15 protein-coding genes are annotated in these 18,505 nt (G+C 65.4%); 10 read left to right on the top strand and 5 right to left on the bottom strand.

What is annotated here, in order from left to right:
- Positions 1 to 151: 151 nt before the first annotated feature.
- From smc to IVA98_RS21325, 6 genes are all read left to right on the top strand, one after another.
- Positions 152 to 3,616: a chromosome segregation protein SMC gene (gene smc / locus IVA98_RS21350; protein ID WP_247300894.1), complete on the top strand. Its 3,465-nt coding sequence runs from the start codon at positions 152 to 154 to the stop codon at positions 3,614 to 3,616.
- A gap of 130 nt (positions 3,617 to 3,746) precedes the next feature.
- A complete protein-coding gene (locus IVA98_RS21345; RefSeq protein ID WP_247300895.1) occupies positions 3,747 to 4,727 on the top strand; it encodes a small ribosomal subunit Rsm22 family protein in 981 nt (326 codons plus the stop codon).
- A gap of 136 nt (positions 4,728 to 4,863) precedes the next feature.
- A complete protein-coding gene (locus IVA98_RS21340; protein ID WP_247300896.1) occupies positions 4,864 to 5,424 on the top strand; it encodes a LemA family protein in 561 nt (186 codons plus the stop codon).
- A gap of 31 nt (positions 5,425 to 5,455) precedes the next feature.
- Positions 5,456 to 6,691 carry a M48 family metallopeptidase gene (locus IVA98_RS21335; RefSeq protein WP_247355490.1) on the top strand — a complete coding sequence of 412 codons (1,236 nt, stop codon included), beginning with the start codon at positions 5,456 to 5,458 and terminating at the stop codon, positions 6,689 to 6,691.
- Between the two features lie 193 nt (positions 6,692 to 6,884).
- Positions 6,885 to 7,637, top strand: a complete 753-nt coding sequence (locus IVA98_RS21330) for a P-loop NTPase family protein (protein WP_247279628.1) — start codon at positions 6,885 to 6,887, stop codon at positions 7,635 to 7,637.
- A 62-nt stretch (positions 7,638 to 7,699) separates the two neighbouring features.
- Positions 7,700 to 8,368, top strand: a complete 669-nt coding sequence (locus IVA98_RS21325) for a hypothetical protein (RefSeq protein WP_247300898.1) — start codon at positions 7,700 to 7,702, stop codon at positions 8,366 to 8,368.
- 21 nt (positions 8,369 to 8,389) lie between these two features.
- Here IVA98_RS21325 and IVA98_RS21320 read toward each other — a convergent pair whose 3' ends face one another.
- The 5 genes from IVA98_RS21320 to petA all read right to left on the bottom strand — a co-directional run bounded on the left by IVA98_RS21320 (position 8,390) and on the right by petA (position 15,150).
- Positions 8,390 to 8,929 carry an adenine phosphoribosyltransferase gene (locus IVA98_RS21320; RefSeq protein ID WP_011085277.1) on the bottom strand — a complete coding sequence of 180 codons (540 nt, stop codon included), beginning with the start codon at positions 8,927 to 8,929 and terminating at the stop codon, positions 8,390 to 8,392.
- 116 nt (positions 8,930 to 9,045) lie between these two features.
- A complete protein-coding gene (locus tag IVA98_RS21315; RefSeq protein WP_247355489.1) occupies positions 9,046 to 11,211 on the bottom strand; it encodes an anthranilate synthase component I in 2,166 nt (721 codons plus the stop codon).
- A gap of 422 nt (positions 11,212 to 11,633) precedes the next feature.
- Positions 11,634 to 12,308, bottom strand: coding sequence for a dienelactone hydrolase family protein (locus tag IVA98_RS21310; protein WP_247355488.1), 675 nt, complete (start codon positions 12,306 to 12,308; stop codon positions 11,634 to 11,636).
- 176 nt (positions 12,309 to 12,484) lie between these two features.
- Positions 12,485 to 14,557, bottom strand: coding sequence for a cytochrome b/c1 (gene fbcH / locus IVA98_RS21305; protein WP_247300901.1), 2,073 nt, complete (start codon positions 14,555 to 14,557; stop codon positions 12,485 to 12,487).
- 62 nt (positions 14,558 to 14,619) lie between these two features.
- Entirely contained in the window at positions 14,620 to 15,150 is a 531-nt protein-coding gene (petA, locus tag IVA98_RS21300) for a ubiquinol-cytochrome c reductase iron-sulfur subunit (RefSeq protein WP_011085272.1), read from the bottom strand.
- Positions 15,151 to 15,428: 278 nt separating this feature from the next.
- On the opposite strand from petA, the gene IVA98_RS21295 reads away from it, so the two are divergent.
- The 4 genes from IVA98_RS21295 to IVA98_RS21280 all read left to right on the top strand — a co-directional run bounded on the left by IVA98_RS21295 (position 15,429) and on the right by IVA98_RS21280 (position 18,273).
- A complete protein-coding gene (locus IVA98_RS21295) occupies positions 15,429 to 15,896 on the top strand; it encodes a tRNA (cytidine(34)-2'-O)-methyltransferase (RefSeq protein ID WP_247300977.1) in 468 nt (155 codons plus the stop codon).
- Positions 15,897 to 15,906: 10 nt separating this feature from the next.
- Positions 15,907 to 16,539: a 7-carboxy-7-deazaguanine synthase gene (queE, locus tag IVA98_RS21290; RefSeq protein ID WP_247300902.1), complete on the top strand. Its 633-nt coding sequence runs from the start codon at positions 15,907 to 15,909 to the stop codon at positions 16,537 to 16,539.
- Positions 16,540 to 16,651: 112 nt separating this feature from the next.
- Complete coding sequence (gene hemF / locus IVA98_RS21285; protein ID WP_247300978.1) at positions 16,652 to 17,539, top strand: oxygen-dependent coproporphyrinogen oxidase; 888 nt, start codon at positions 16,652 to 16,654, stop codon at positions 17,537 to 17,539.
- Entirely contained in the window at positions 17,536 to 18,273 is a 738-nt protein-coding gene (locus tag IVA98_RS21280) for an HAD family hydrolase (protein WP_247332995.1), read from the top strand. Before hemF ends, IVA98_RS21280 begins: the two co-directional genes overlap by 4 nt.
- The last annotated feature ends 232 nt before the right edge of the window (positions 18,274 to 18,505 follow it).

Here is an 18,505-nt window from a genome sequence, read left to right as displayed (position 1 = left end):
GAAAAGCGGCTTTCGCCGGTTGCCCTCGCGGCGCACCGCGGCCATTGTCCGCCGCACGAGCCGCCTCGCGCGACTCGCCCAGACAGCGACAATGCCTTCCATGGTATTGTCCGGGCAGGGGATTCGCGCCTGCCAACAGAGATGCGTGTTTATGAAAATCACCCGCCTGCGCCTTCACGGCTTCAAGTCCTTCGTTGAGCCCACGGACTTCGTTATCGAGCCCGGCCTGACCGGCGTGGTCGGCCCCAATGGCTGCGGCAAGTCGAATCTGGTCGAGGCGCTGCGCTGGGCGATGGGTGAGACATCATACAAGTCGCTGCGCGCCGCCGATATGGACGCGGTGATCTTCGCCGGCTCCGGCAACCGCCCGGCGCGCAACCACGCCGAAGTGACGATGACGATCGACAATGCCGATCGCACCGCGCCGGCGGCGATGAACGACAGTCAGATCCTCGAAATCTCCCGCCGCATCGAGCGCGAGGCCGGCTCGGTCTATCGCATCAACGGCCGCGATGTGCGCGCCCGCGACGTGCAGATCCTGTTCGCCGACGCCGCCACCGGCGCGCGCTCGCCGGCGCTCGTCCACCAGGGCAAGATCGGCGAAATCATCCAGGCCAAGCCCGAGCAGCGCCGCCGCGTGCTGGAAGATGCCGCCGGCGTCGCCGGCCTGCACGCGCGCCGTCACGAGGCCGAACTGCGGCTGAAGGCGGCCGAAACCAACCTCACCCGCGTCGAGGACGTGATCGGGCAGCTCTCCGGCCAGATGGAAGGCCTGAAGAAGCAGGCCCGCCAGGCGGTGCGCTACCGCGAGGTCGCGGCCAAGGTGCGCAAGGCCGAGGCCACGCTGTATCACCTGCGCTGGCTCGGCGCCCATGCCGACGTCAACGAGTCCGGGCAGACGCACGATCTCGCGGTCCGCGAGATGGCCGAGCGCACCCAGCACCAGGCCGAAGCCGCCCGCATCCAGGCCATCCGCGCCGCCGAGATGCCGGCGCTGCGCGATGCCGAAGCGCGCGCCGCGGCCGGGCTCCAGCGCCTCACCAATGCCCGCGAGCAGCTCGACCGTGAGGAAGAGCGCGCCAAGGAGCGCGTCGCCGAGCTCGAACGCCGTCTCGCCCAGTTCGAGGGCGACATCTCGCGCGCCCAGCAGCAGACCATGGACGCCGACGTGGCGCTGCAGCGACTCGACGCCGAAGACGCCGAGCTGAAGGAAGAGATCAAGTCGCGGGTCGAGAAGCGCTCCGGTGTCGATGAGCGCGTCGCGGAAGCCGAGGCGGTGCTGACCGAAACGGAGCAGCGCTTCGCCGAGCTCACCACCGCGCTCGCCGACCTCACCGCCAAGCGCAACCAGTTAGAGGCCAACGTCCGCACCCATCGCGACAAGCTCGCCCGGCTCGACCAGGAGATCGCGAATGTCGCGGCGGAAGAGCAGAAGCTTGCGCAGGAGACCGGCGGCTTCGGCGATCTCGATGAGCTGACCGCTCTGGTCGAGATCGCAGAGCAGACGCTGGCGGCTTCCGAAGCCGCAGCGCAGGCAAGCGAAGCCGCGCATGTCGCCGCGCGCCAGACGCTGGAATCCTCGCGCTCGCCGCTGGTCGAAGCCGACAAGCGCGTGCAGCGGCTCGAGACCGAGGCGCGCACGATCTCCAAGATCGTCAACGGCGAGACCAAGAACCTGTGGCCGCCGATCATCGACGGCATCACCGTCGACAAGGGATTTGAAAAGGCGATCGGCGCCGCGCTCGGCGACGATCTCGACGCGCCGGTCGATCCCTCGGCGCCGATGCGCTGGACCAATGCCGGCGTCACCGACGGCGATCCGGAGCTGCCCGAAGGCGTCGTTCCGCTTGCCAACCACGTGCAGGCGCCGGCTGAGCTGGCCCGCCGCCTGGCGCAGATCGGCGTCGTGCCGCGCGAGCGCGGCGCCGAGCTGGTCTCGCAGCTCAAGACCGGCCAGCGGTTGGTTTCGCCCGAGGGCGATGTCTGGCGCTGGGACGGCTTTGTCGCCGCAGCTCATGCCCCGACGGGTGCCGCGCGGCGCCTCGCGGAGCGCGCCCGCCTCGTCGACATCGAGAACGAGCTGGAGCAGGCCCGCATCGACGCGCAGATCAAGCGCCAGGCGCTCGAGAATGCCGAGTCCGAGTTGCAGATGGCGGCCAGCACCGAAGGCGCCAGCCGCGAAGCCTGGCGTGCCGCGCAGCGCGAGCTCAACGTCGCGCGCGAGCGCCATGCCACCGCCGAGCGCGAGATCAGCCGCCATGCCGCGCGCAAGGCGACGCTGTCGGAAGCGCACAGCCGCCTCGCCGCCGACCGCGCCGAGGCCGAGGCCGCCTACGAATACGCCGAAGCCGGCATTGGCGAGCTGCCGTCGAGCGAGGACACCGAGACCCGTCTCGCCGCCGTCCGCAGCGACATTGAGGGCCATCGCCGCATGGCCGCCCAGGTCCGCGCCGAGGCGCAGGCACTGGCGCGCGAAGCCGAGCTCGCCGACCGCCGCGTGCAGGCGATCCTCGCCGAACGCACCGAGTGGCAGAACCGCAAGGAGAGCGCGGCCTCCCACATCGACACCATCCAGGCCCGCATCGCCGAACTGACGATCGAGCGCGGCGAGCTCGAAAACGCACCGGCATTGTTCGCCGAGAAGCGCAGCGCGCTGATCACCGAGATCGAATACGCCGAGAACGAGCGCCGCATGGCCGCCGACGCGCTCGCCGCCGCCGAAACCGCGATGGCGGAGACCGACCGCGTCGCGAAGCTGACGTTAGAGGCGCTCTCCAGCGCGCGCGAGGCCACCGCGCGCGCCGAGGAACGCATGGAAGGCGCGCGGCGCCGGCTCGAGGACATCGAGCGCGAGATCCGCGACATGCTCGAAGTCGAGCCGCAGGCCGTCGCCGGCCTCGCCGAGATCGAGCCCGGTGCCGAGCTGCCGCCGCTGCACGACATCGAGGAAGAGCTCGAAAAGATGCGCCGCGACCGCGAGCGCCTCGGCGCAGTCAACCTGCGCGCCGAGGAAGAGCTGCGCGAGGTCGAGACCCAGCACACCGGCCTCGTCACCGAGCGTGACGACCTGGTTGAGGCCATCAAGCGGCTGCGCCAAGGCATCCAGAGCCTCAACAAGGAGGCGCGCGAGCGGCTCCTGACCTCGTTCGAGGTCGTCAACAGCCACTTCAAGCGCCTGTTCGTCGAACTGTTCGGCGGCGGCGAGGCCGCACTGCATCTGATCGAGAGCGACGACCCGCTCGAAGCCGGTCTCGAAATCATCGCCAAGCCGCCGGGCAAGAAGCCGCAGACGCTGTCGCTGCTCTCGGGCGGTGAGCAGGCGCTGACCGCGATGGCGCTGATCTTCGCGGTGTTCCTCACCAATCCCTCGCCGATCTGCGTGCTGGACGAAGTCGACGCGCCGCTCGACGACCACAATGTCGAGCGCTACTGCAACCTGTTGCACGAGATGACCGGCTCGACCGACACCCGCTTCATCATCATCACACACAACCCGATCACGATGGCGCGCATGAACCGGCTGTTCGGCGTCACCATGGCCGAGCGCGGCGTCTCGCAGCTGGTGTCGGTGAGCCTGCAAGAGGCGGTGGATATTCTCGACCAGAACGTGGCGTGACGCGCGATCCCTCCATACCCATTGACGTCATCATCCGCGCAGGCGGATGATCCAGTACGCCGCGGCTTCTCGGCTTGACGGCACCGTCTCGGAGTACTGGATGCCCCGCCTACGCGGGGCATGACCGCGGATGATAATCTCACCCACCCTCCCCGCTGAACTCAAGGCGGCCCTCGATGCGAGGCTGCAGGGCTTTTCGCGCACCGAGGCAGCACAGCGCTCGCAAAAGATATCCAACACCTATCGCTCAGGTGGCGGCTCGAGCGCGATCAAGTCGGAAGCCGATGCGCTTGCCTACGCGCTGGCGCGCATGCCGGCGACGTATGCGGCGGTGGCCGCAAGCCTGAATGCGCTGACCGCGATCGCACCGGACCTCGCTCCGGAAAGCCTGCTCGACATCGGCGCAGGTCCAGGCACCGCGAGCTGGGCCGCCGCAGAGGCGTTTGCCTCGCTTCAGGATTTTACCCTGCTCGACGCCAACGCCACTCTCAGCCGGCTCGCGCTCGAACTCGCACATGACAGTACCCGCCTCGCGGACTGCCGCTATCTGCCGGGCGACGCCGGCGCGAACCTCGCCGAGGTCTCGCAAGCCGATCTCGTCGTTGCGAGCTACGTCATCGGCGAGCTCAACGAAGGCGACCAGCGCAAGCTCGCGGCGGCCATGTGGACCAAAGCGCGGCACGCGCTGGTGGTGATCGAGCCCGGCACGCCCGCCGGCTACACGCGCATTCTCGCGCTGCGCCAGCAACTGATCGCGGCAGGCGCCTACGTCGCCGCACCCTGTCCGCACGACAAGCCGTGCCCGCTCATCGCGCCCGACTGGTGCCATTTCAGCCAGCGCCTGCCGCGCTCGCAGGCGCACCGCCAGATCAAGGGCGCCGAGGTGCCGTTCGAAGACGAGCGCTTCATCTACGTCGCCCTGACCCGCACGCCGCCTGCGCCGCGCGCCTCGCGCGTGCTGGCGCCACCGGACCTCGGCAAGGCGGAGATCACGGCAAAGCTCTGCACCGAGACTGGGGTCGCGCTGACGAAAGTCCCACGACGCGACAAGCCCGCCTATGCGCAGGCCCGGCGCTGGCGCTGGGGCGATGCGATCATGTCCGAAAGTTAACCTCGATCGCCCCTCTGGCCTTGAACTCAGATGGTTCCTCGTCCGACCAAGCCTTACCTCCCCGCGCCGGGGCTCTCGCCCTGCGCCAATTTGGTCTAGGCTGCGCCCGCCTTCTTCCCCTCTCCAGGAGTTCTCCATGTCGATCGGCTGGATCGTTCTCGGCGTCATCGTCGTCCTCGTGCTGCTCGCCTTCAGCGCCTACAACCGCCTGGTGGCGCTGAGCCAGCGCGTCGGCCAGGCCTTTGCCGACATCGACGTGCAGCTCAAGCAACGGCACGACCTGATCCCGAACCTGGTCGAGACCGTGAAGGGCTACGCCTCGCACGAGCGCGGCACGCTCGACGACGTCATCAAGGCGCGCAATTCGGCGATGTCGGCGCAGGGACCGGCGCAGGTATCCGCGGCCGAGAACCAGCTCTCCGGCGCACTCGGCCGGCTGATCGCGCTGTCGGAGGCCTATCCCGACCTCAAGGCCAACGCCAATTTCCAGCAACTCGCCAGCGAGCTCTCCGACCTCGAGAACAAGATCGCGGCGAGCCGACGCTTCTTCAACAACGCGGTCCAGGAATACAACACCGGCATCCAGCAGATGCCTGCCGCTTTGTTCGCCGGCATGTTCGGCTTCACCCGGAAGGAGTTCTTCGATCTCGGCGCCAGCCGCACCGAAGTCGAAATCGCGCCGCAGGTGAAGTTCTGAGTTGAGCCGATAGACCGGCAGGGCACGCGTCATGGCCGCGTATGGTCTCTACACGCACATCGCCTCGAACAAGTTTCGTTCGATGCTGCTGCTCGCCGGCCTGTTCATGCTGGTCTACGTGCTGGTCTATGCGGGCGCGCTGATTGCCGAGGTCGTCATCAACGGCAATGGCACGGTGGCCTACTATCTGAGCCGCGCCTTCGCCGACCTGCTCAAAGCCGCACCTTTCGCGACCGTCGCGGCGATCGCCTGGATCACGATCGCCTATTTCTTCCACCAGTCGATGATCGACGCCGTCACCGGCGGTCACGACGTCGCCCGGCAGGAGCAGCCGCGGCTCTACAACCTGCTCGAAAACCTCTGCATCTCGCGCGGCATCACCATGCCGAAGCTGAAGATCATGGAGAGCCCGGCGCTGAACGCGTTCGCGGCCGGCCTCAATCCGCGGCAATATTCGATCACCGTCACCACCGGTCTCCTCGATGCGCTGAACGACAAGGAGATCGAGGCAGTGCTGGGCCACGAGCTGACCCACATCAAGAACGGCGACGTGCAGCTCATGGTCGTCGCCGTCATCATCGCCGGCGTGGTCGGCTTCTTCGGCGAATTGTTCTTCCGCCTGTTCACGAATCTCAACTGGAGCTCCGGCTCGGGTGGCTCGTGGTCCTCGGGCTCCTCCTCGTCGTCGCGATCGTCCTCGTCGTCGAGCGACAGCAAGAGCTCCGGCGGTGGCGCAATCATCGTCATCATCATTGCGATCGTGCTGCTCGTGGTGGCCTGGCTGCTGTCGCAGGTGGTCAAGCTGGCGCTGTCGCGGTCACGCGAATATCTCGCCGACGCCGGCTCGGTCGAGCTGACGAAAAACCCCGACTCGATGATCTCGGCGCTGCGCAAGATCGAGAATCGCGGCGAATTGCCCGGCGCGACCTCGGCCGTGATGGAGCTCTGCGTCGACAATCCGCGCGAGGGCTTTGCCGATCTGTTTGCAACCCACCCTTCGGTGCAGTCGCGGGTCGACGCGCTGATCAAGTTTGCCGGGGGCCGCGACCCCGGTCCAATGCCGACTCTTACTGACGAGACGAAAGAGCCGGGGGCGCAAGCCGGCCGGCAGGATGCCCCGCCGCCGCTGCGCCATGGCCCATGGGATGATGCCGACGGATCGGGGAGCCCGCCGCCCGTGCCCGCAGCCAGTCCCTCCGGAACCGCAGGCAGCAACCCGGAGGGCAATCCCATGGGTAATTCTGTGGGTCCTTGGGGCCGTCATTGAGCACCTGATTCCCGCCATGCGCGGCGAGTTTCTCCGCGATTGGGAAAAACCTCGGGATTTGCCGTAACTGGGACCTCCGGAATTGAATTCTCCCTTGTTTCTGCCATGTTCGCGCCCAACAGCAGACTCGGGACATCGATTTGGGGCCCGGCCGATTGCGACCTCGCGATCGGGGGCGCGTTAGGGGACAGCAATGGCAAAGCCGGCAGTGGTTGTGGTGGGCGCAGACAAGGGCGGGGTCGGCAAGACCACGGTGTCGCGTACCTTGCTCGATTATTTTTCCGCCAACAACGTGCCGACGCGGGCGTTCGACACGGAGTCGCCGCGCGGAACCCTGAAGCGCTTCCACCCCGACATCACCGAGATCGTCGACATGACGACGACGTCGGATCAGATGAAGATTTTCGATACCCTCAACGCGGTGAGCCCGTCGGTGACCGTGATCGACGTCCGCGCCGGCCTGCTCTCGCCAGCGCTGGCTTCGCTCCGCGACATCGGCTTCCTCGACGCAGCCAAGGCCGGCCAGATTACCTTTGCCGTGTTCCACATCCTCGGGCCCTCGATCGCCTCGCTGGAGGAGATCGCGGAGACCGCCGGCTTCATGGGCGGCGCGAAATATTTCCTGGTGAAGAACTTCATCAACGACACCCAGTTCTTCCAGTGGGACCAGGCGACCTACAATTCCTATTTCCACCGCATCAAGGACGCGACCGAGCTGACCATCCCCAAGCTCAACGAAATGGCCTATGAGCAGGTCGAGGTCTCCTCCGTTCCGTTCCTGAAGTTCGTCGCCAACAAGGGCCTCAACGACGACGCCGCGAACTACTCGTTCGTGCTGCGCGGCTATGTCCGGCACTGGCTGGCCAATGTCTGGAGCGAGTTCGACCGGATCCGGCTGACCGACATCGTCGGTTCGAAATCCGCCACCCGCAACAGCGAAAAATAGTTGCGCAAGCGAGGCTGATACGGCTGGATTGGGCGGCGAGTTCGCTCAGATAATAGTTCGTGATGCCCGCGACACCCGTCTACATCATATGCTCGCCCCGCCCGCAGGTCGGCAAGACCCTGCTGGCGCGGCTGCTCACCGAATTCCTGCTGCTCAAGAACGGTAACGTCGCGGCCTTTGACGTCAACCTGAAGGAGCCGTCGCTGCTCGATTACTTGCCTGCTGTCACCGAGACCGCGGACGTGATCGACACCTACGGCAAGATGCAGCTGATGGACCGCGTCATCATCGATGACGGCCTTGCCAAGGTGATCGACCTCGGCTTCCACGCCTTCGACGAGTTCTTCAAGATGACCGAGGAGATCGGCCTGCTCAAGGAGGCGGCCCGCCGCCACGTCGCGCCTCAGATCCTGTTCGTCGCCGATACCGACCGCACCTCGGCGCGGGGCCATGAGATGCTGCGCGGGCAAATCCCGCGCGTGAACCTGATCACGGTGGACAACGAATATATCGTGCGCGGCGAGCTGCCGCCCGCGATGGCCGGCGGCCGCCTGTTCCGCCTGCCGGCCCTGCCGGGCTTCCTCAAGACCTATATCGACCGGCTGAACTTCTCCTTCACCGGCTATTTGCGCCAGGAAAAGGACGCCTCGACCGAGCTGCACCAGTGGACCCGGCGGAACTACATTGCGTTCCGCGAACTCGAACTCAGCTTGATCCTGCAGCGGTCGTAGCCTGGAATTACCAGGGCTTGCTCAATGCCCCTCGAACGTCATCAGCGTGCGCACCGGCACGTCCATGGCGCGCAGCTTGGCAGCGCCGCCGAGCTCGGGCAGGTCGATGATGAAGCAGGCCGCGACGACATTGGCGCCGATCTGGCGCAACAGCTTCACCGCGCCTTCCGCGGTGCCGCCGGTGGCAATGAGGTCGTCGACCAGGATCACGCGCTCGCCGGGCTGGATGGCGTCGACATGCATTTCCATCTCGTCGATGCCATATTCGAGGGAGTAAGCGATGCGCACGGTGGTGTGCGGCAGCTTGCCCTTTTTCCGGATCGGCACAAATCCCGCCGAGAGCTGATGCGCCACCGCGCCGCCGATGATGAAGCCGCGCGCCTCCATGCCGGCAACCTTGTCGATCTTGTTGCCGGCCCAGGGATTAACTAGCTCATCGACCGCGCGGCGGAACGCGCGCGCGTCCGCGAGCAGCGTGGTGATGTCGCGGAACATGATCCCTGGCTTCGGATAGTCCGGGATGGTGCGAACGCTCGCCTTCAGATCGTGGTCAAAGGTCATCGATGTCTCATCTCAGTTGTCATCCGGGGCGCGCAAAGCGCGAACCCGGAATCTCGAGATTCCGGGTTCGGCTTTTCGAGCCGCCCCGGAATGACGAAATATGAAATATCCTGCGCTCAATTTGCTCCCGCATCCAGCCGGAACGCATTCTCGACAATTCGCAAACCCACCTCGCCACCGAGCGACATCAGCGATTCCGGGTGGAATTGCACGCCGGCGACCGGCAGGGTCTTATGCTCGAGCGCCATGGCGACGCCGTCCTCGGTGCTGGCGGTCACGCTCAGAACTTCGGGCATGCTGTCGCGCTCGACAAATAACGAATGATACCGGCCAATGACGATCTCGTTCGGCAGATTGCGCATCAGTCGCCCGCCGCGCACCTGCACCCGCGAGGGCCGGCCGTGGGCGGGATGGGTGAGCTGCCCGAGCTCGCCGCCAAAATATTCGCCGATCGCCTGCACGCCGAGGCAGACGCCGAACACCGGCAGCTTCTTCTCCAGCGCCGCATCGATGGTTTTCTTGATTGCGAAATCCTCCGGCCTGCCGGGGCCCGGCGACAGCACCAGCAAGTCCCACCTCTTCTGCTTGAGCATGTCGAGCGCATGCACATAGCGGACCACGGTGACGCTGGCGCCGACCTGGCGAAAATAGTCGGCGAGCATGTGCACGAAGCTGTCGTCGTGATCGATCAACAGCACCTGCTTGCCCGAGCCGGTCGCATCGGGCGCGAAGGTCGAGAGCGGTTTTGGCGGATCGCCGCGCAGCGCCTGGAACAGCGCGGCGGCCTTGACCTGGCACTCGCGGTCTTCGGCGGCGGGATCGGAATCGAACAGGCAGGTCGCGCCGACGCGCACCTCGGCGAGGCCATCCTTCATGCGGATGGTGCGGATGGTGAGGCCGGTGTTGATGCTGCCGTCGAAATTCACCGCGCCGATCGCGCCGGCGTACCAGCGCCGAGGCGAGCGTTCGTGATCTTCTACGAACTGCATCGCCCAGAGCTTTGGGGCGCCGGTCACGGTCACTGCCCAGGCGTGGGTGAGAAAGGCATCGAGAGCGTCGAAGCCGGGACGCAGCATGCCCTCCACGTGGTCGACGGTGTGGAACAGCTTTGAGTAGGTCTCGATCTGCCGCCGCGCCAGCACCTTGATCGTGCCGGGCACGCAGACGCGCGCCTTGTCGTTGCGGTCGACGTCGGTGCACATGTTGAGCTCGAACTCGTCCTTCTCCGAGTTCAGGAGCTGGCGGATCTGCTCGGCGTCGCCGATCGCATCGAGGCCGCGCGCGATCGTGCCTGATATCGGGCAGGTCTCGACGCGGCGTCCGTCCGAGCGCACGAACATCTCCGGCGAGGCCGATACCAGGAATTCGCCCTCGCCGAGATTCATCAGCGCGCCGTAAGGCGACGGGTTGATGACGCAGAGGCGCTGGAACACTTCGGCCGGCGAGCGGTCGCAGGGCTCGGCGAAGAGCTGCCCCGGCACCGCCTCGAACAGATCGCCACGGGCGAAGGCTGCGCGCGCCGTCTCGACCGTGGCCTGATATTCGCCGGTGGCGTGATCGGCAAATCCTTGCCGCGGCGTCTTCAGATACGGGCTGTCGGCGGTCTCGCGCGGCAGGCCTTCGGTGGACTTGCCGTTCCAGGCGAAATCGTAAGTGAGCACCACGCCTCGGCCGGTGGCGCGGTCATAGGCCAGCAGGCGATCGGGCACGTAGAGCACGATGTCGCGCTGGTCGCTTTCGCGCGGCCGCTTCTGCACGAGGTCCTCGATCTGGAACACGAGGTCGTAGGCGAAGGCGCCGAACAGGCCGAGCAGGCCGTCGTCATTGGCGGAGAACGCGGCGACGAGATCGCGCACCAGCGACATCACGCTGGCGCGCCGGGTGCGTTGGTCCTCCTCGACCGGGGCGTCGCCACGGATGATGTGGCCGGCAAGGCGCGTCGCCGTCTTCTCCGAGATCACCACGCAGGGCTCGCGCAGGACCTCAGTGAGGAAAGCGATCAGCACCTGCCCGCGCACGTTCAGCGCTTCCAGCTTGAAATTGACGCCTGTGGTCTCGAGCTTGAGCGGCGGGTCGGAGAAGCCGAGATCGAAGCTCTCGTAGCGGCCGGGCACGGTCGTGCCCGAGGACAGCACCACGCCGCGACGGCGGTCGAGCAGGTTGATGAGATCATCGAGCCGGTTGGCTCCGCCGGTAAATTGCTCCGCCACGCGCGTGATCGCAAGACCTGCACGGGTCACGTAGTCACTTCTGGCCGGGAGGGCAAAGACTGTCCTGTTCATGTGGTCCTCTTACGAAACTTGCCGAGGGAACGCCACACAGGACAAACGATCAGGCCGCCGCACTGCGTGGGCGACCTCAGACGATTTGGGAAAGGAAAATCGCACCGGCCACCTCGTTAGGAGGTGCGCCACCAGAGACGGGCTGCGCGGACGGCGATGCTCATGGGCGGATACTCACCATGGCGCGGGGGCGGCGTCAAGGGCGGTCACGTGGTGGCCGCCTGATGGTCAGCGCTGTGGGATACGGGGCGCTCCGACTTCGACCTCCGCCGTCATCCTGCCGAAGGGCCGGGATCGATAGCCACATGAATTGGTTTGACGAAGACTAGTGGTTACAAGCTCGCGCCATAACTCCTCCTGGGGTTATGCGTCCCGGCCTTCGCCGCGACATCGAAAATGTGGCGCGACTGATGGCGCTCCACCTATCCCAGATGCTTTCGGAAAAACTCCGTCGCCCTGCCCCAGGCGAGCTCGGCGGCTTCGCGGTCGTGCACGGCCTGGCGCTGCTCGTTGACGAAGGCGTGCTCGGCGTCATAGCGGAACAGCTCCAGCGACTTGCCGGCGGCCTTCATGGCCTTCTCGAATCCATTGACCAGCTCCGGCGTGCACCAATCGTCCTTCTTGGCGAAGTGGGCCTGGAGCGGGATCTTGACATCGGCGGGCTTGGCCGCCTGCTCCGGCGGGATGCCGTAGAACACGACGCCGGCCGCGAGCTCCGGGATCTTGGTCGCGCCGATGATGGTGACGGCGCCGCCGAGGCAGAAGCCTGTTAGCCCGACCTTGGCGCCGTTGCGCGACAGATATTGCGCGGCGCCGCGCACCGTCTGCGTGGTGGTATCCATGAAGTCGAGCGAGTTCATCTCGTTGTTGGCGCTCTCGGTGTCGTGATAGGGCACCACCTTGCCCTTGTAGAGATCAGGTGCCAGCGCATCGAAGCCGGCGAGCGCGAAGCGGTCGCACAGGCCCTTGATCTGGTCCGACAGGCCCCACCATTCCTGGATCACGACCACGCCCGGCGCGTTGCCGCGCGCGGCATTGGCGAGATAGCCCGAGGCGTCCTTGCCGTCCGGGCGCTTGAAGGTGATGGTGGTTCCCATGGTGTCCTCCGACGCGTTTTCTGAGGGAGCAATTGGCGGTATTTTGGCTGCTGAGAGCGCGCGGCGCAATCCACACTCACGTCATTCCGGGGCGCGCGTAGCGCGAGCCCTTGACCATCCAAAAAAAGCCCCCTCGCGGGGGGCTTCTTCACTCGTCTCGTCTCGTCTCGCGCCGCTCAGTGCGAGTCGGCCCAGACCTTCTTCTTGGTGAAGTACATCAGGATCGCGAAGATGATCAGGAACACGAACACCTGGAAACCGAGGCGCTTGCGCGCTTCCATGTGCGGCTCGGCGGTCCACATCAGGAACGTGGTGACGTCCTTGGCATATTGCGCGACCGTGGTCGGCGAGCCGTCATCAAAGGTCACCTGGCCGTCGCTGAGCGGCTTCGGCATCTTGATGGCGTGGCCCGGGAAGTACTTGTTGTAGTACGAGCCCTCCGGGATGGTGACGCCCTCGGGGGCCTTGTCCTCGAAGCCCTGGAGCACGGCCGCGACGTAGTCCGGACCCTGCTCCTGGTACTGGGTGAAGAAGTCGACGATGAACCAGGGGAAGCCGCGCTTGTAAGAACGCGCCTTGGTGATCAGGGACAGGTCCGGGGGCGCCGCACCGCCATTCGCGGCACGCGCCGCCTGCTCGTTCGGGAATGGCGAGGGGAAATAGTCCGCCGGCCGGCCCGCACGCTCGAACATGTCACCAGCATCGTTCGGGCCGTCCTTGACCTTGTACTCGGAGGCAAACGCCGAGGCCTGCGCCACCGAATAGCCGGGCCCGCCGGGCTCGGCGAGGTTGCGGAAGGCGACGTAGGACAGGCCGTGGCAGCTGGCGCAGACCTCCTTATAGACCTTCAGGCCGCGCTGGAGCGCGCCGCGGTCAAACTTACCGAAGGGGCCCGAGAACGACCATTTGATTGACGGCGGCTGGTCGCCACCCTCGGACGCCTTCGCGCTGTCGATCGAGCCCGCGAACAATGAACCGGCGAGCGCCAGCATTATCGCGGTCGACACCATCGGGGTCGACCTGCTCCCGGTTTTGGCCAACACCGCATCCGAGATCGAATTCGGTACCGGTCGCGGCTTTTCGATGCGCGCGAGCAGCGGCAGCACGATCAGGAAGTAGGCGAAGTAGCAGACCGTCAGGACCCGGCCGGCAACGACGTAAATGCCCTCCGGCGGCTGCGCGCCGAGATAGCCGAGCAGGATACAGACCGCGACGAAGATCCAGAAGAACTGCTTGGCCAGCGGACGGTACTTCGATGACTTCGTCCTGGCGCTATCGAGCCAGGGCAGGAAGCACAGGATGATGATCGCCCCGAACATCGCGATGACCCCCGCGAGCTTGTTCGGTATCGAGCGCAGGATCGCGTAGAACGGCAGGTAATACCATTCCGGCACGATGTGCGGCGGCGTCACGCCCGGGTTCGCCGGGATGTAGTTGTCGGCGTCGCCGAGATAGTTCGGCATGTAGAAGATGAACCAGGCGTAGAGCAGCATGAAGCAGGTGACGCCGAACATGTCCTTGATGGTCGCGTGCGGCGTGAACGGCACCGTGTCCTTTTCCGTCTTCGGCTCGACGCCGTCGGGGTTGTTCTGTCCGGCGACGTGCAGCGCCCAGACGTGGAGCACGACGACGCCCGCGATCAGGAACGGCAGCAGATAGTGCAGCGAGAAGAAGCGGTTCAGCGTCGGGTTGCCGACCGAATAGCCGCCCCATAACAGCGTCACGATGCTCTCGCCGACATAGGGAATGGCGGAGAACAGATTGGTAATGACGGTGGCGCCCCAGAAGCTCATCTGGCCCCAAGGCAGCACGTAGCCCATGAAGCCCGTGGCCATCATCAGCAGGTAGATGATGACGCCGAGGATCCACAGCACCTCGCGCGGCTCCTTGTACGACCCGTAGTAAAGGCCGCGGAACATGTGGACGTAGACGGCGACAAAGAACATCGAGGCGCCGACCGCGTGCATGTTGCGCAACAGCCAGCCGTAATTGACGTCACGGACGATCAGCTCGACCGACTTGAAGGCGAGATCGGCATGCGGCGTGTAGTGCATCGCCAGGATCACACCGGTGAGGATTTGCATCCCCAGCATGAAGGAGAGGATGGCGCCGAAGGTCCACCAATAGTTCAGGTTGCGCGGGGTGGGATAGGCGACGAAGGAGGAATGGATGAGACCAAAGATCGGCAGACGCCGCTCGATCCATTGCAGGGCCGGATTGCTCGGCTGGTAGTCGGATGGTCCGCTCATGATGCGATCCTGAGGAAATAGTACGACGAGACGGCACGAAGCTTCGGACGTCGGTCCGAGGCTCAGCCGATCTGGATTTTGGTGTCGGAAACGAACTGGTACGGCGGCACCGGCAGGTTCGCGGGCGCGGGCCCCTGGCGGATGCGGCCGGACGAATCGTACTGCGACCCATGGCAGGGGCAGAAGAAGCCGTCGTAGTTGCCTTCATGAGCGATCGGGATACAGCCGAGATGGGTGCAGATGCCGATAACGACCAGCCACTGCTCATGGCCGGACTTAACCCGGGCCTCGTCGCTCTGCGGATCGGGCAGGCTCGCCACGTTGACGGCGCGCGCTTCGTCGATCTGCTTTTTGGTACGGTGGCTGATGTAGATCGGTTTGCCGCGCCAGAACACCTTGATGTCCTGGCCTTCGGCGATCGGGCTGAGATCGACCTCGATCGGCGCACCGGCGGCGATGGTCGAGGCATCCGGATTCATTTGCGAGATGAAGGGCCAGAGCGCGGCCGCGCCCCCTACTGCTGCGGCGGCCCCCGTTGCAACGAATAAGAAATCACGGCGTGTCGGATGGTCCGCCGAAGACGCTGTCGTCACGATTCCAACCCTTTCTTCTTATGCGGCCGGTCGAACCGCTCCGGGGGGCGCCCATGAGGTCCCCGGAAAGGCTGCCGGCGCCCGCGGCCCCCCCGCGGCGGCAGAACTTTGCGTGCTCGCACCTAAACAGGTGAAACAGCAGTCCAGAATCGTTCTATTGGCACCCTTGCCGGGCGAGCGCAAGCCCGCTATCGGCGCGGGAGCGTGCAATGCACGAATTCCCGGGCGAGCGATGTTTTATTGAGACATTTCCGGCCGCAACCAGCCCCGCACAGCCCATGCAGATAGCTCTTTTCCAGCCCGACATTCCCCAGAACACCGGCACGATCCTCAGGCTCTGCGCCTGTCTGGACGTGGCCGCCCATATCATCGAGCCGGCTGGGTTCCCCGTTTCGGATCGCACGTTCCGCCGGGCGGGAATGGACTACCTCGACCATGTCAGGATCGTCAGGCACGATTCCTGGGCGAGGTTCGAGGAATGGCGGGCGGCACAAGGCTGCCGCCTGCTGCTGTTCACCACCAAAGGTGCCACCGACTACCGCGATTTTCGTTACCAGACGTCGGACATCCTGCTATTCGGGCGCGAGAGCGCCGGCGTCACCGACGCGGTGCTCGAGGCCGCGGATGCGCGGCTGGTGATTCCGATCAAGGCCGGCCTGCGGTCGCTCAATGTGGCCATGAGTGCGGCGATGGCCGCCGGCGAGGCGCTGCGCCAGCTCCGGACCCCTGAAGGCCGAAACGATTGAGGAGAGAGACTTGAATTACGCGGTCAAGGAAATCTTCCTGACCCTGCAAGGCGAAGGCGCCCATGCCGGGCGCGCCTCCGTGTTCTGCCGCTTTGCCGGCTGCAACCTCTGGAGCGGCCGCGAGGCGGACCGCAACGAGGCGACCTGCAAATTTTGCGACACGGATTTCGTCGGCACCGACGGCACGCTCGGCGGCCGCTATGGCTCGGCCGCGGAACTCGCCGACACCATCGCCGCGCAATGGATCGCATCGGCCGACAACCGCTACGTGGTGCTGACCGGCGGCGAGCCGCTGCTCCAGGTGGATGCCGCGCTGGTCGACGCGCTGCACGCCCGCGGCTTCGAGATCGGCGTCGAGACCAACGGCACGATTGCAGCCCCCGAGGGGCTCGACTGGATCTGCGTCAGCCCCAAGGGCGGCAGCGAGCTCGTTTTGCGGCGCGGTCATGAGCTGAAGCTGGTCTATCCGCAGGTGCTCGCCCCGCCCGAGACCTTCGAGGGCCTCGCCTTCGAGCGCTTCTCGCTCCAGCCGATGGACGGACCCGAGGTCGCCGAGAACACCGCGCGCGCGATCGACTATTGCCTGCGCCATCCGCAATGGCGGCTCAGCGTGCAGACGCATAAGTCGCTCGGCATCAGATAGGTTTGGTAGACGGACAGATGCAAAGCTCACCCGCGTCAGCGACCACCGCGACAATTGCAACGAGAGCTGCAGCTGTTGGGGTCCGAAAAGGGCTGACGAAATGACCGCGATAATGGATCTGGCCCTGATCGAAGACCGCAAGGCCCGCGCTCGCGCCTGGTTCGAAGCCTTGCGCGACGACATCTGCGCGAAGTTCGAACAGCTGGAAGACGAGGTCCCGCCAAGCCTCTATCCCGGCGAAGCCGGCCGCTTCAAGCGCACCCCCTGGCAGCGCACCGATCATTCCGGCGCGGCCGGAGGTGGCGGCGTGATGTCGATGATGCATGGCCGTCTGTTCGAGAAGGTCGGCGTGCATTGCTCGACGGTGCATGGCGAATTCGCCCCTGAATTTCGTGCTCAAATTCCCGGCGCGGCGGAGGATCCAAAATTCTGGGCCTCCGGCATCTCGCTGATCGCGCATCTGCGCAATCCGCACGTGCCCGCCGTGCACATGAACACGCGCTTCGTCGTCACCACCAAAGCCTGGTTTGGCGGCGGTGCGGATCTGACGCCGGTGCTGGAGCGCCGGCGCACGCAGGACGATGCCGACAGCATCGCCTTTCACGCCGCGATGAGACAGGCCTGCAACCAGCACAGCAGCGTCGCCGATTACGACAAGTACAAGAAGTGGTGCGACGAATATTTCTACCTGCCCCACCGGAAGGAGGCTCGCGGCATCGGCGGCATCTTCTACGACTGGCACGACAGCGGCGACTGGGACGCCGACCTCGCCTTCACCCAGGAAGTCGGCCGCGCCTTCCTGAAGATATATCCCGAACTGATCCGGCGCAATTTCGCGACAGCCTGGACCGCTGCGGATCGCGAGGAGCAATTGATCCGGCGCGGTCGCTATGTCGAGTTCAACCTGCTCTACGACCGCGGCACCATTTTCGGGCTCAAGACCGGCGGCAACGTGGATTCGATCCTGTCGTCGCTGCCGCCGGAAGTGAAGTGGCCATGAACCTTGCAATGCCGCCGCTCCCTCGCGCCATGCTGATCGACATGGACGACACCATCCTGTCGGCCTATGGCCGGCCTGAGATCGCCTGGAATACGATCACGGCCGAGTTCGCCGAAGAACTCGCGCCGCTGCCGCCGCCGCTGGTGGCGACCGCGGTGCTGGCGTTCGCGCGAAACTTCTGGGCCAACGCGGAAGCCGCATGGCGGCTGAAGCTTGCCGAGGCCCGCCACCTCACTGTCAAGGGCGGCTTTGCCGCGCTCGCGGCCGCCGGCCATCGCGCCCTGCCCGACGACCTCGCCATTCGCCTCGCCGACCGTTTCACCGCCTATCGCGAGGAGGAGATGTTCGTCTTTCCCGGTGCGCATGAGGCGATCGACCGGTTGAAGGCGCTCGGCATCAAGCTCGCGCTGGTGACCAACGGCGCTGCCGACACCCAGCGCGCAAAGGTCGAGCGCTTCGAACTCGCGCACCGCTTCCACCACATCCAGATCGAGGGCGAGCACGGCTTCGGCAAGCCCGAGGAGCGCGCCTATCTGCATGCGATGGAGGCGCTCGGCGTCACCGCAAAGGACACCTGGATGATCGGCGACAATCTGGAATGGGAAGTCGTGACGCCGCAGCGCCTCGGCATCTATTCGATCTGGATCGACGTGCATGGCGACGGCCTGCCCGAAGGCTCGATCGTCAAGCCCGACCGCATCATCCGTTCGCTGACCGAGCTCCTGCCGGAGTAAACCAAAGGCGGCGAAAACAAAAATATCGAAAAACAACCCCATGCACAGTAGAGCGCTGCTGCGAATTCAAGGACTTACGGCAAACGCAAATTCTGTTTTCGATTTTTACGAAATCGCGTTGACGCGCCGGGCAAAACAGGGGCATGATGGCATCGTCGCGGTCTTTGCGATGAAAGGCCCCCTTGCCAGCGCCCCCGGCTGTCCCTGCACGGGCACGCGCGGTCTCATCCGC

The organism is Bradyrhizobium sp. 160 (assembly GCF_023073735.1).
GTDB lineage: Bacteria > Pseudomonadota > Alphaproteobacteria > Rhizobiales > Xanthobacteraceae > Bradyrhizobium.
The sequence above is the reverse complement of the archived record's forward strand: the minus strand, read 5'-3'. Positions and strand labels throughout refer to the sequence as shown.

Coding starts and splice junctions, on each gene's coding strand:
- IVA98_RS21310 (WP_247355488.1), bottom strand. CDS start 12,308: ATGGGAACCACCATCACCTTCAAGCGCCCGGACGGCAAGGACGCCTCG.
- fbcH (WP_247300901.1), bottom strand. CDS start 14,557: ATGAGCGGACCATCCGACTACCAGCCGAGCAATCCGGCCCTGCAATGG.
- IVA98_RS21280 (WP_247332995.1), top strand. CDS start 17,536: ATGAACCTTGCAATGCCGCCGCTCCCTCGCGCCATGCTGATCGACATG.
- hemF (WP_247300978.1), top strand. CDS start 16,652: ATGGATCTGGCCCTGATCGAAGACCGCAAGGCCCGCGCTCGCGCCTGG.
- IVA98_RS21325 (WP_247300898.1), top strand. CDS start 7,700: ATGCCCGCGACACCCGTCTACATCATATGCTCGCCCCGCCCGCAGGTC.
- IVA98_RS21295 (WP_247300977.1), top strand. CDS start 15,429: ATGCAGATAGCTCTTTTCCAGCCCGACATTCCCCAGAACACCGGCACG.
- IVA98_RS21320 (WP_011085277.1), bottom strand. CDS start 8,929: ATGACCTTTGACCACGATCTGAAGGCGAGCGTTCGCACCATCCCGGAC.
- IVA98_RS21335 (WP_247355490.1), top strand. CDS start 5,456: ATGGCCGCGTATGGTCTCTACACGCACATCGCCTCGAACAAGTTTCGT.
- IVA98_RS21330 (WP_247279628.1), top strand. CDS start 6,885: ATGGCAAAGCCGGCAGTGGTTGTGGTGGGCGCAGACAAGGGCGGGGTC.
- IVA98_RS21315 (WP_247355489.1), bottom strand. CDS start 11,211: ATGAACAGGACAGTCTTTGCCCTCCCGGCCAGAAGTGACTACGTGACC.
- IVA98_RS21340 (WP_247300896.1), top strand. CDS start 4,864: ATGTCGATCGGCTGGATCGTTCTCGGCGTCATCGTCGTCCTCGTGCTG.
- smc (WP_247300894.1), top strand. CDS start 152: ATGAAAATCACCCGCCTGCGCCTTCACGGCTTCAAGTCCTTCGTTGAG.
- IVA98_RS21345 (WP_247300895.1), top strand. CDS start 3,747: ATGATAATCTCACCCACCCTCCCCGCTGAACTCAAGGCGGCCCTCGAT.